This is a genomic window from Psychrobacter sp. NG254 (assembly GCF_015277735.1).
Lineage (GTDB): Bacteria > Pseudomonadota > Gammaproteobacteria > Pseudomonadales > Moraxellaceae > Psychrobacter.
This window is the reverse complement of sequence record NZ_JADHDA010000003.1, coordinates 430081-443888: the sequence shown is the minus strand read 5'-3', so window position 1 is coordinate 443888 and position 13808 is coordinate 430081. Positions and strand designations below refer to the sequence as shown.

Genomic DNA, 13808 nt, shown 5'->3' with positions numbered 1-13808 from the left:
GGATTATCAAATGGATATTTCAAATCTATCATTTAAATATGGCTGGCGGAAACCTATTAAATTTAAGCTTAATGAACAGGATTTTGTAATAGATTGCGTTTTCAGTGCGTTTCAAGGAGAGCAAGTTACTAATGAGCAAGAGCAATCCTACAAAATTTTCGATAACAATCATTCAGACTTTGAGTTAAAAGTTTTAGAACTGTTAAACGATTATACAGGGACAAACAATATTACTAATTCGGTGGTCCAACCTACTGCATTACAATTTAACCGTGATGGAGAGTTTGCCTTACTATGTAATTGTTCTTGGGATGAGGAACATGGTATAGCAGTTATCCTTTATCCTCAGCAGAAAGTGACTATGCAAGACGACTTTCTATAAGTCGGTTTTTAACCATGAAAACTATAGATGGTACCAATCAAATGCCTGATGTAATGTTGAACCGCTACCAATCCCAAAAGTCTGAATTCTCTGACCCTTTTCGCTTACGTATGCACCGCTCTTTGAGCTGGCTTGCTAAAGCGGTCAGTGTTAATGATGATGATATTCGCTTTATTACCTTATGGATAGCCTTTAATGCCGCTTACGCTCGTGAAGTGGCGCTATTTGCGAGTAGCTCTGAGCGCAGTGAGTTTCGGCGCTTTTTGCAATTAATATGCCGATTAGATACTGACCAGAAAATTTATAAACTAGTGTGGGAAACGTATTCTGGTAGCATTCGTATACTGTTAGAAAACCAGTATACTTTTCAGCCATTTTGGGACTACCATAACGGACAAATCAGTCAACAGGCTTGGGAAGAGGACTTTAAACGCGCAAAAGATAAAGTACATCGCGCACTGAGTAACAAGGATACCGATACAGTACTAGCGGTAGTTTTCGACCGCTTATATACGTTACGTAATCAAATTATTCATGGCGGCGCTACGCATAATGGCAAAGTAAACCGGGCTCAAATCAAGGATAGTGGCGCTATTTTGTCCTCTATTTTGCCATTAATGCTAGAGATTATGATGGCGCATCATAGCAAGATGGATTGGGGCAAACCTTTCTATCCAGTAATAGATAAAGAAAAATATATAGTCAGCCCACTATAAAACTGGAACATCCTATATAATCTTAACTTGCAAGATTAGTACTGAGCAATGCCAGATGGCAAGAAAATATTACGAGTCATATAATGAAGCTGTTGCAACATCACAATCTAAAAAGAATGTAGCAGAGCGGCATTACACATTACGCAAGAAAGATTTTAAATCATTTAAGCATGTCACACTAACTATAAACTCACACACATATAGAGTATAGGTTCAAGCCCTGTATGTTGGTGAATACCTGGCACCTAAACGCAAAACTTTATTTAAAATATCTATAAATTATTACATAGATGATTTTGAGAAAAGTGTAAAAGAATTACTTAAAGATCCAATACTATACGCACAAATTGACGATGAAATTCAAAACAAACTTCTGTTTCAAGATAGTATTTATGTATTATGTTTTCGCCAATACAAAGATACCTCAGTTTTTTATAATGTAAAATTGCGCAGTCAGTATGAAGCTGAAATTCGTGCAGAGCAGCATTATGAATCTCAACTTGAACATATGAGAAATGTGTTATCTACTTATTCTAGTTCTTGTTTAGCTTTATCCACTCCAACCTGTTGAAGTTACCACGCTTATGCTGGGAGCCTTTTTCAGATTAGATACATTAACCGTTCAGTCCTTGATTGCTTCTAATATAAAACCTTACTTCGACTATACCCTTCCCCTGATTACTTGGCATATATCCTAAAACACTATCAGATTATGGATTATAAAGTGAAAACAAAACAATACTCACTCAGTTATATATCAGAGCATTTTATTACTTACCATGACGATTTTAAGCAGCTATACATGCTAACTCATGAGGTATCATCAAAACTAGAAAATGATTTTCTTGAGATGGAGATCGAAAGAGCTCTAGCAGCTACTACATTCATCATAATCATAGATCAAGATTTCATTTTTTTGAACAACTACATTTTGGCATTCTTTTGCAAGAGATACATCCAGCAGGCTACAGTTAAGCAAGTACACTGTATCTGTATTAATACCAACGAACTCCCTGAATTTCATAGGTTAGAAAGTGTTTTTTATGAACTTATTAACTTTCTCAATAGAGCCATTCGTAGCCAAGAAAATCTAAATTATTATAAAGTCCATCAAGATCTAAAAAAAGCTCTAACTGAAAAGCAATGCCAACACTTATTTGGTCTTAACAATTATCCCATAATACTCTTTTGCTCACATATGAACATCCATCAAAATACATACGATAACGCACGGAATAAGTCAAAAAATAGTGAGAAATATAATGCCTGATGATAGTGATCAAATTGTTCTGTTGACTGATGACCAACTTATTGAACAAGTTGATTTTTTAAGCGTTGAATATCCATATAACTACAGTGAGGACTGGATAGCCTCACTAAAGGAAATTGCCACTTCAATTAATTTAAGCATTCAACGACGATCGCCACCTTTAATACAGCAATTAATAGCTATAAAAAATGGTTTACTTTTTCAAGAAGAAGTCGGTAAAAAGACGCTTAATGCATTACCTCCGATTCTACAACCACTTTTCTTGTTAGCTAACTTAAGTGATGATGAGCACAAAGAAATAATATGGTTGTGCATATCCATTCACACTTATTTATTATTATCACATCACAAAAAAGCAAAGACGCATTTAAAGAATATAATTAACCGATTCAAATTACCCGTATTTTCCAACTCTAAGAACAATCGATGGATTTGGGAGATATTACCAAAACTTGACGATCTAGAAGGGTTATCAAATACAGTAGACTTCATCTATTTATTCTTTGTAGGACAATTGAGAATAGTAGCGTACGAACAAGAAGTACGAAAAGAGCTACTAACAAACACTGAGGAAAGTGAAGCAACAGTCAAATTTCGCAGTACGAAATTTAAACAGCTTGATGCGATTGTTAAATGCTTTGAGCAAGCCTACTATCCTAATAAGAAAATTACTCGCCAGCGTAAAAAGAAAGATAAATATTTAGATCCTTTTAAAAGCGAAGCCACCGAACAGTTAGCTGATTTTGTGGATGGTTCAACTTGGGTAGGGAATAGTTATTGGAATCAAAATAAATATGATATTGAAAGCGATGCGCCACATTTATACTATCAGTATCCTGCAATATTAAATTTTGATTATGAACTGTATTCACCAAACTCCAGAAAACCTAGAAATATTGAAGAGTACATGGATACCTTAGAACGTCCACTAATTGTCAGTTTAGATTTACCTGATAAGAAAGTTCGTTACATGCAACCCTTACAAAGAATAGAGAAAAACGTTCATCACAGCTATATTAGTCAGCGAGAGTTAGAGCTTAACTCTAATGTCAGAACGCTTTCTGTAGCAGGCTTAAAACAGGTTTTTGGCAGATTAGCGATAGATTCACATCGACACGACTATAAACACAATAAAGCCTCTTTAATCTTACTTTTATCAATGATGACAGCTGTTCCTGTAGAGTTTTTGATAACAACTGGTTTCATTGCAGATTCTGGGTTATTCACTGTTTTAGAAAATACTGCATATTTGCAGTATCAGCTACAAATCACTGATCGTAAGCAGGGTTATGATGAAAGTATTCATGAAAATCAAAAAAGCATCATCCGCCTACCTATGCCAATGGGGTTAATAAAATTTCTTTCTCATGCAAGAAACTTACCAAATAAAGAGGACATTCTAGACTATATCCACACTATAAAAGAAGAGATATATCTGCCTTATCTATCAGTAGTACGTATTGAAACCGCTTTACATATTATTTTACACAGATATATTCATGGTAGTAATCAACATATTGCCGATCTGATTTGTCGAATACCAGCCTCTCTTGCACCTTCTACCTACTACAGCAGTCATAGTAACGAATTTCTTATTAAGCATTATCATCAAGCGATAGAGCTACTTAACTATGACAATCAATTAGACGATAGTTTTATTAACCAGCCCAGCACCCGAACAGATTTTACTACCGGCTCTGGGTTTGCATTGACATTAGAATACGTCAATATTTTTTTACAGAATTTATCGGGGTGGGTTGATGATGACGACAATAGAGAGGAGCACTTCAACAGGTATAGCGCTCTCATTTGGATCCAATTTTGTTTGCTGACTGGTACTCGTCCAAATAATGGACTGACTAATGTTAAAGATATTGACTTAGAGGTAGGTTGGTATGAAGTTGCAGATAAACCTAATAAGGTGGCCAAAAACCATCGGCTAATCCCATTGTGCCCTACTCTTTTGGCAATTTTAAAACAATACCAATTATTTCTTATCGATTATCAGCCTTATGCGACTGCCAAGGTCGATAAACTTATTCATCAGATTACACAAGAACAAGATGAGTTAACCCTGCTTAATATGCTATCAGATAGTTACGATGAACTTATTAAAATTAAGCGAAGCCATATCTCAAAATTATTATCAGATTACATGCCTTTTGAGGACTCTTATTGGACACGGCACTTCTTACGTACCCAACTTGAAAAACTTAACGTCTCAATGATCTTGATCAACACAGTGATTGGTCATGAGAAAAACCGACAAGAGGCATTGGGTCAATTCTCATCAGTAAACAAGCAACAAATCTGGCGAGTGCGTGATACTTTAGAGAAGATCGCACAACAAATGAATTTAAGAATGTGATAGCAAATGAAGCCATTAAAAAATAAATCAAATAACGACAGCCACAGGTCGCGCAAAGAATTAGCAAAGCCGCATCAAACTAAGAGACCTAAACCTAAGAAAAAAGGTAGGACTCGTGATATAACAAAACAGCCCATTAATCCGTCAATCATAAATAAAGATATTTTTCCACCTAAAATCATTGCTGGGTTTACCGAACGAAAAGGCGATAAAAGCATATTGAGCGTAAATCAAAGTGACGTATCAATATGCTTTTATCAAAAGTATGAATTGCTGAATATATTTCAAACTTTATGGGACGACATCCAAAAACAAGCGTTCCAACACTTTCAAGATCTAGTCAATCAAACGAACGTAGATAAAAAATTTTACGACTACAAGATACTTTCAACAGAGAAATACAAAAAGATCTACCTAGAAAGACACCCCAAGCCAACTGATGATAATAAACTAAAGCAATGGGAAGTAGATTATGCTGATTATTTAGAGCAATTAGCATTAATCACATACCCACTTGATGAACAGTACTTCGAAGGTTTTTTAAAACAAGCAAAAAAACTGATACATCAAGTCTGTTCTAAAATTTATACTTCAATGGCTCAATTTCGCTATGCTTGGGAGGTTTTGACTAAATTTGTTAGCTACTACAACACGTTTTATATGCAATCGGAGTATCACTACCCCTTACCTAGCGAGCCTGTTCTAGTAAAGGAAAATCCACTCTCAATTGATGAAAACTGGGTAAAAAATGGCAAACTTTTTAATGAAATAACTAAAGCAGTGATGGCAGACTGGGCGGCGGCAAGTAAAGATCAAAATCAGTCCTTAGCGTCGCTTGTGTTTTCACTAATAGCTTTTGGCGGAATTAACGATAAAGAACTACTGGCTGCTTTAGTCAATACTCTGTTAGATCAACCAGTCTTAACTGCTTTCAATGATCATCATGTCATTGTTTCTGTACGTTACCCTACAAAAAATTATGGTAATGAAAGAGTGGAGTCTCCTAATGTAAAAAAGAGTTCTTTATACATTACTCAGCAAGTCTCTCTAGACGTCATCAGCCAATGCTGGTTGTACCGATGTAGAAAATTTAACGATATTTTCAAGGTTAGGACAAGCACAGATATTGAAAGATTACTAAGGAATCATTTAAGTGAGGTTTTGCAAGTATCTAAAAACAAGGTTCCTTCTCTACCATGGTGGCTAAGTCATGCAAGTTATCATTGGGAAATGATGCCCAATGTCTTTGTTGATCAAGCACTAATAGGAGTTGCACAAGGCAAGCGTAAAACCACAGGTCTACTCACAGATGATTTTTCCACCTTGATAAATAAAGAGTATAAAACTAACAAACCATCTTTATCAGTCGAGGCACCTCTATCCAAAGTCAGCAAAAATACCGTAAGGTATGCTGAGCTGGCCGAAGTCCGCAAGATAGATATCGTTAAACGTATTTATAAAGAATTAGACAATCATTACAGCACTCGTCAACAAAAAGAAAGAATCAAAGACAACGAATATGATATCAACTACTCTTTAACGAACATGTTAAATGAAGAACGTGATATTGCTGAAAATATTTTAATAAAGTTTGTATTATCTAGATCTAATGCAACGCCTCGTCCCAAAAAAGAAACTATTCAAGGCTATTTGAGCTCGGTAGCTTATGAATGGCTTTATTTCCTATCAGGACAGCCTTTAAATACTTATAGTAGTGAGGATTTTGAAGAATGCTACGAAGAGATTTTAGAGCATAAAGCTGTCTATCGTAATAACAAAGACATTCAATATTCAGCAAAGCTGCTGCAGCGTCTACATGACATAGGGGTTAAGTACTATCATTTCCCTAAAGTAAGTATTAAAGAAGCTCAAACACAAAGAGTGGTACGTAGCGAATGGATTTCACCACTAGCGTATCAAGCAATCCTATTAAACATACCAAAGCTTGTTGATCCACTCGAAGTAGATATGTACAAGCTACTGTTTGTTCTAGCATATCGTACAGGCATGCGGAAGAAAGAATTGCTTGGATTGAGGTATGCAGATATTGAGGGATTCACCCTTGGCGAACCGTCGCTAGTTATTCGTCCAAATATTTACCGCAGCACAAAAACTCAAGGTAGTATTCGCCGAGTAGCAGCCTTTTCATTACTATCTGATGAGGAACTGAATTTCTTTAATCGATACGTACAACTAAATAAGCTCAACAAAACAGATTATATATTTAGTCCTTCATACGATAAATACCCAATTGATGATGCAGAACCTCTTGCAGTACTGAGAAAAATATTGAGCTTACTCGAAGCAAAGGACCATACATTTCACGCATTTAGACATACAGCAATTACCAATTTATCACTGATTTTGAATGCTGACGATCAGCTTGTGAAAACATTAACTGGTTACAGTGATCAACATATTGCCAAGATCAAAATTGGGCTGTTGGGAGTTAATCATGATGCTCAAGATAAATGGTATGCCATTTCAGGAATAGCTGGGCATGTGTCTCCTAACCGAAGCTTTGAGTATTATATTCATTCAGCAATGCTTATGACTACATACGCTATTGCCAATACAGAAATGCAATTAGATTACGTTATCTTTAAAAATATTACTGATATTAGTAAAGACAGGCTCAAGTCCAATAGTATTCCAATTATCAATAACAAGATATCTATCTCCGATACTCGCAAGTTGACAAAAAAACTAACCTTAAATCAAAGTCGAGATATTCCAGTGAATCTTGCTATTGATATTGCTGATCGGTTCAAGGAAAGTGATGTGTTCACTACTAACATGGCAGATGATAGAGTTCACCGCTATGGCATCAATCAACTAATCAAATTCTTACAGCTGCTAGAGGAAAGTGGCGATATCAAACTATCGTCAAACCATTCATTTATAAAGTTAGAAGATGGGCAGATATTTGCCAAACGCGCTGAGCAAATAGCCCATATTACTACTAGCCAGGGGAAGTGTCGCTTCATTGAAACAACTGATCAACGACAACCAAAGAGTATTAAAAGTAGAGAAAGTTATGAGCTGCTACCATTCATATTAAAGTCAGTTTGGAGCTTACGTGATCAGCAACATGCAGATTACCTGTGGTTTCTACAGATAGTTAGACAAAAAATCACTATTAATAATGCTTATCTTTCATTTCCAGTAAAAGATATAGAAGAATTTCTAAGGTTTGCACAGATCAGTGTGAGGCTTTTACCTGCACAGTCGTGGATGATTGCAGGTAATAAACATGTAAAAGCGGCTCTTAACGATATCTATAGAACTACTGATAAAAAACCAGAGACCTCAAAAATTATTTTCAAGCCTTATAACTCTAGCACTATCAGATTTGGCATTTGTATTACTAACGAACAGGCATCAAATGGTAAAGAATTTTCTGGCTTGCTAAAGTTTTTAGTACACCTTTTTATGATAGTGGATGATGAAGTCTGATAAATATTCCATAAGAAAATACGGTAGATATACAGCCATATGATACTCAATTGGACGGACATGCATTTGCATAATAATTATCATTTAAATATATCTCGATGCATTTAAGGCCAGAAACGGCAAGTAAAAAATCAAAGATTCACTGCTTCTTAGGGAAAATACTAATCAAGTCATCAAATATAACTAATATTGCAGTAGATTTCGCTTACCCATCGAGTAGGGGTAAGTGGTCAAAAGACCCTAATATTAGGGTGACCATGTTCAGACTAAAAAATACGTTTACTTAATCCACCCTTAAAGGTATAATTTATTATCTATCTTGAAGACCTTATATATAAAGAGATGCAGGTTAATGTAGTATTGCATATCTCAATAAAAATCGAGTGGTCAACATTGCCAAGGTTGGGGTTATTCTCAATGAGGTCATAAATAGTTTTGCTCCAGTGAGAACTCACATTTAAAGTAATCCCATTGCTGCTTTCACTAGCTTTCTTATTATCTGTATTATTGTTATTAATCAATTCTTTATATAGATTTGAAAACACACAAGTATTTAAACTATCAATACTAGCTACACTTAAGTTCATTTTAGACTCTTGTAATGCCCATATTCTTGTTTCCCGCCATAATGCTTTCCAACGCATTGCTATTTCAACAAACTCCTCTCCCTTTTGTGTCAAGGTGACTAGCTTTTCACCACGTCCACGTATGAATAACTCACAGTCAAGATGTTCCTCTAGAGCGCGCAAACGATGACTAACTGCCGATTGAGAGATGAACAGGTTTTTGCTCGCTAAAGATAAGTTCTTTGTTTCTGTGATCATCAAAAATGTTTCTATTTGCTCAGTCTTCATTAGATTACCTCATGTTTATATATTAATAGTTTGAATATATCTAACCGTTTTAATTCATTATTATAATATTAACTGTAATGGTAGATTTAGGAGTGGATAAATTTTGTACCAATAGTTGCAACATTGTTCCTACAGCATTAACTAGCCTTGCAGGTTAGAACCTCACATGAACGTAACACATAGGAAGTGTCATTATGCGAAAAAAAAGATGCAACTAAGTACGAAAGTGTTCATTGGATTTGCCATAGGTATAGCCGCAGGCATCTTCTTTAAAGAGCAAGCGCTGATCGCAAAGCCCATTGGAGATCTGTTCTTAAACCTAATCAAGATGATAGTTGTACCACTCGTGGCTTTCTCAATAGCAAGTGGAATCTCCAATATGGGAGACATACAGAAGTTAAAACGTGTGGGTAGTAAAACGTTACTATTTTATGTCGTAACCACTTTGTTATCAGGAGTCATTGGACTTATTGTTGCAAATTTATTGATGCCTGGACAAGGTTTTGAGATGAATATTATTTCAACAGATCCAGTGGCAGTAAAAGAGATGGCTAGTGTTTCTGAAACTCTGCTAAGCATGGTACCGACTAACCCTATTCAAGCGCTCGCTGAGGGTAATTTGATGCAAATTATTATCTTCTCTTCCTTTTTTGGTATTGGGATGACAATACTAGGCAAACAAAGCGAGCCCTTCAAGAAGGTTGTTGATAGTGGAACGGAAATAATGCTTAAGGTTACTGACATTATTATGGGATTTTCTCCTTATGGTGTTGCTGCACTAATCGCTGCCTCAGTTGGTGAGTATGGTTTTGAGATATTTGGACCGTTGGCTAAATTTATTTTGGCTGATTATGTAGCGATGATCTGCGTTGTTCTATTCTTATATATTTTCCTATTAAAGTTCGTAGCTAAAGTAAGTTTAAAAGAATTTTTCAAACATATCCCTGCCGTTTGGGCTATTACGGCGAGCACAACAAGTAGTTCAGGCTCTCTTCCCGTCACTATGAAAGTCGCAGAAGAAAAATTTGGTGTGACAAAAGAGCTAGCAGGTTTTTCTCTTCCTCTGGGCGCAACGATTAATATGAATGGCGCAGCTGTTTATTTCGCCGTTGGGACTATGTTTGTCGCTCAGATATATGGCATCGAGATGACACTCTTTCAACAATTTATGACCATCACTATGGCAACGCTAATAGCAATTGGTTCACCGGGGATTCCAGGTGGTGGCATCGTGATGATGGTTATTCTATTGGACTCAATTGGTTTACCTGCTGATATTATCGGCTTAATTGCGGCAATCTACAGAATAATTGATATGGGACATACCACACTCAACGTAACAGGCGATATGGTTTCAACGCTTTGTATTGCCAGAATAGAAAACTTATTTGAAGACGAGATTGAACCCAATCAAGAAGTAAAATCAGCCAAAACATAACTCTCTTACATTAAACAATAGAGCTAAAACTATTAAACAAAGCAGAGAATACGGTGTTGTGATTTTATTATCTGCTTTGCTTGCGCACTCTTAATTTTTTAAAAATAATAGGATAATCGTCATGAAATACAACATTGAACAAGGTGAGCTTTTTAGTGAGTCCTTGAGTGAGATGATTAAAGACAAATTTTATCACGTGGATATCGACCCAATTAATAAAACAAAAAGGCTTTTTTTCGATAACTCAGGCGGCTCGTTTAGATTGAAAGCGGCCAGTAATATTTTTAAAGAATTAGATGAATTACCAGACTGTCCGGAACATGGTAATACAACTGCGAAATGGCTGATGGATATCCAAGAAGAAGGGTATCGTTCCATAGAAACCATCTTAAATATTGATAAAGGCAGTATCGTTACATCGCTCACTGCCTCTATGGTCATGTTTGATATAGTCAGAACCGTGATGGAGAATGTACCTGGCAGTAATGTGGTGACAACCTTGTTAGAACACCCTTCGGCTTATGACGCAATGGCTTCTTATGCCAAAGCGACAGGGAAAGAATTAAGAGTGGCTAAGACTAACCCTGTGACGGGTGGCGTCGATGTTGAGGATGTGATCAAACTGATTGACCAAGATACCTGTCTATTAAGTTTTATGTATGCATCAAATGTGTCTGGTGCCTTATTGGATGAAGCCAAAATAGTGGCCGAAGCAAGAAAGATTAAACCTGATCTGTATATTGTGGCTGATGCCGTACAACATGCACCACATGGGATTATCGATGTGAGCAAAGTCCCCGTTGACGGGATTAATTTTGCGCCTTATAAGTTTTTTGGTCCACGTGGTTTTGGAGTTGGTTACGTATCAGAGCGATTGGCGAAATTACCACACAATAAGTTAATTGCGAAACCACACGATTATTGGCAACTTGGTAGCCCTGCCCCAGCACATTTTGCAGCAGTCACTGAAGTCGTCAATTATGTGTGTTGGTTAGGAGAGCAATTCATTACGTCAACGAAAAGAAGAGAGCTTTTTGTAGAAGGTATGACCCGTATCAAATTGCATGAAAGAGCATTAATGCACGCAATGTTAGAAGGCACTGAAAATGTACAAGGATTAAGGCATATAGACGGCGTAAATGTCTATTTAGATTGCAAAGACTTGACCCAAAAAGACTTTATTATGGCTATTGGTTTTGACAATTTAGAATATAAAAAAGCGGTAGATCATTATGAAGCCGCAGGGGTAGTCACTTTCGAACGTTTATTATCAAGCCCTTACTCATCAAGAATGTTGGAATCATTTGGTTTGAAAGGTTCAATTCGTGTATCACCCATCCACTGCCATAATCTACAAGATATAGAGGAGTTTTTAGAAGTCACTAAAACACTTTGTCAGATGCAGTAATTTAACTTAGCTTAAAGGCTTTTAATCATTCCGACATATAACAATTTTGACTAAAATGAGGTGATATTATTCCCCTCATTTTATTTAAAATATAGCTAATACAACGAGTTTGCCAAGTTTTCTTGTATACCTTTTTTAATATAGAACGACATAGGTTGCGCAATATTTATATCGTTAGTATCATTTCAGTTTTGAAATGACTCAATTATAACTAGGAAAAACCTTATGGCAAAATTAGAATCAAATATCGAATTAGAAGCAGCGGCATTTCGTCGCTTATTGGCTCATTTAGACGAGCGTAAAGATGTACAAAATATTGAGCTAATGAACCTTGCCGACTTTTGTCGCAACTGTTTATCCAAATGGTATAAAGCAGCTGGTGAAGAGCGTGGTATTGAAATCGAATACGAAGATGCGCGCGAGCTTGTTTATGGCATGCCTTATGCTGAGTGGAAAGAGAAGTATCAACAGAAAGCAACGCCAGAGCAGTTAGCACGCTTTAACGAGATTGAAGCGGCCAAGAATAAAGCGGATTAAAACTGACCGTGATGGCTTAAATAAAGTAAGCCATCACTAGGGCATGTCCTAAATAAATATATCGAACAACCAAACATTGCCGCTAATTTAGCGGCTTTCTATGGATTTGAGTATGCTACTAAACCCTATGGTTCCTTGTTTCTGCATTTGACGATCAAATAGACGACCGATTAATGGCAATGGTATAGTTATTCGACCCTCAGATACCCAAGTCACATGTGTGGTGCCATCGCCCAAATCTTTTAAATCAATGACGCCTTTATCATGTTGCATTTTTACAGGTTTAGATTTTTCGATTTTGTATTGCATATGAGTGGGACGCTCAAACGCCGTAATTCGCTCCCAAAATTTAACAGGTCCCGTTTGAATGGTACGTAAAGCTCCAACGCCATTGCGCTCCTCGTCACCTTCATTCACCAACTTAGCAACCCCTACCGCCTTAAATGAGCCATAACTGGCATGGTCACTCAGTGCCTCAAACACCTCATCAATCGGTTTTTTGACAATTCGTTCTACTTTTATTTTAAACATGATATTGTCCTGTTAAGGTTATTTAGATTAGGATCTGTTGAATGTTTGTTCTCAGCATCTGAGCAAAATCTGCATTAATCAACTTACAAACTCATCTTTCACATTACTTAGCATCTAATAACTTGTTGAGCTCATCTATCATAGCATCGTCTATGATACTGTCCTCTACATAGCTTATTATCTCATCTACAGTCGTTAAATCCATTGTACGTATATCTAAACTGGCCAATTGCTCATTGATAGACTCCAACGTATCGTTATCTTCAGAAGCGTCCAATAAGTCCTCTTCGAACCTTCCTCTGACGAACCAATACATTTTTTCTAGCACGGTGTCTTTTTTGGTCAAAGTAGAGTAACCATCACCATAGATAAATAGATTGAAATGATAAGGTATCTCTACATCGTTAATGAAAAAAGTGCGTTGGCATTCTAGTGTATATGCTTTGATATCTTTATCTTCAACGCCTTCCTCACTGTTATTATCTTCATCATATTCAATCGACTCCTCTACCAACCCACCTAGCAGTTGATAGCCGCCTACTTTGACTTTGTGATTGTAAATAATAGCAGCATCTGCGATTGCATCAAAAATAATAGCACTGACATCTAAGGTATTGTTATCAATGTCGTAGAATGCTTTCAGTGCTGGCAAAAACTCTGTCAGCTTCTCTTCAGGCACTTGAATGAGAAACTGCTGCTCGTGTATTTTTATCATATCTTCAGGATGATAGGTATTGGCAGTATCAGTCTCGTTTCTACCGGTAGGCTGCAAAGGTAAAAAATTATACGGGTTATTATCGGTCATTCGGAACGGCCTTGTGATCTGGTGAGCGTTGTTAAACATCTAT

At 36.5% G+C, this 13808-nt stretch carries 10 protein-coding genes; 7 read left to right on the top strand and 3 right to left on the bottom strand.

Features of this window, described 5'->3' with window-relative positions:
* Nucleotides 1–10: 10 nt before the first annotated feature.
* The 4 genes from IP510_RS07230 (at nt 11) to IP510_RS07215 (ending at nt 8192) form a co-directional block, all read left to right on the top strand.
* The gene (locus IP510_RS07230) at nt 11–382 is read left to right on the top strand and encodes a DUF6985 domain-containing protein (protein ID WP_194364089.1); all 372 of its coding nucleotides are present in this window, start codon (nt 11–13) and stop codon (nt 380–382) included.
* Nucleotides 383–396: 14 nt separating this feature from the next.
* Nucleotides 397–1098 carry a HEPN domain-containing protein gene (locus IP510_RS07225; protein WP_265087569.1) on the top strand — a complete coding sequence of 234 codons (702 nt, stop codon included), beginning with the start codon at nt 397–399 and terminating at the stop codon, nt 1096–1098.
* Nucleotides 1099–2360: 1262 nt separating this feature from the next.
* Nucleotides 2361–4736 (top strand): hypothetical protein, encoded by a 2376-nt coding sequence (locus tag IP510_RS07220; protein ID WP_194364088.1) that lies wholly within the window; start codon nt 2361–2363, stop codon nt 4734–4736.
* Between the two features lie 6 nt (nt 4737–4742).
* A complete protein-coding gene (locus IP510_RS07215) occupies nt 4743–8192 on the top strand; it encodes a tyrosine-type recombinase/integrase (protein ID WP_194364087.1) in 3450 nt (1149 codons plus the stop codon).
* A gap of 314 nt (nt 8193–8506) precedes the next feature.
* Here IP510_RS07215 and IP510_RS07210 read toward each other — a convergent pair whose 3' ends face one another.
* Nucleotides 8507–9046, bottom strand: coding sequence for a LysR family transcriptional regulator (locus IP510_RS07210; protein ID WP_194364086.1), 540 nt, complete (start codon nt 9044–9046; stop codon nt 8507–8509).
* Nucleotides 9047–9212: 166 nt separating this feature from the next.
* Here IP510_RS07210 and IP510_RS07205 point away from each other — a divergent pair, with 166 nt between their 5' ends.
* From IP510_RS07205 to IP510_RS07195, 3 genes are all read left to right on the top strand, one after another.
* Nucleotides 9213–10484 carry a dicarboxylate/amino acid:cation symporter gene (locus tag IP510_RS07205; protein WP_194364085.1) on the top strand — a complete coding sequence of 424 codons (1272 nt, stop codon included), beginning with the start codon at nt 9213–9215 and terminating at the stop codon, nt 10482–10484.
* 121 nt (nt 10485–10605) lie between these two features.
* Nucleotides 10606–11892, top strand: coding sequence for an aminotransferase class V-fold PLP-dependent enzyme (locus IP510_RS07200; RefSeq protein WP_194364084.1), 1287 nt, complete (start codon nt 10606–10608; stop codon nt 11890–11892).
* Nucleotides 11893–12117: 225 nt separating this feature from the next.
* Entirely contained in the window at nt 12118–12429 is a 312-nt protein-coding gene (locus tag IP510_RS07195; protein ID WP_194364083.1) for a DUF1244 domain-containing protein, read from the top strand.
* A gap of 87 nt (nt 12430–12516) precedes the next feature.
* Here the strand turns inward: IP510_RS07195 and IP510_RS07190 are convergent, their stop codons facing one another.
* Nucleotides 12517–12960, bottom strand: coding sequence for an SRPBCC family protein (locus tag IP510_RS07190; RefSeq protein WP_194364082.1), 444 nt, complete (start codon nt 12958–12960; stop codon nt 12517–12519).
* Between the two features lie 103 nt (nt 12961–13063).
* Nucleotides 13064–13765, bottom strand: coding sequence for a hypothetical protein (locus tag IP510_RS07185; protein ID WP_194364081.1), 702 nt, complete (start codon nt 13763–13765; stop codon nt 13064–13066).
* Between the last annotated feature and the right edge of the window lie 43 nt (nt 13766–13808).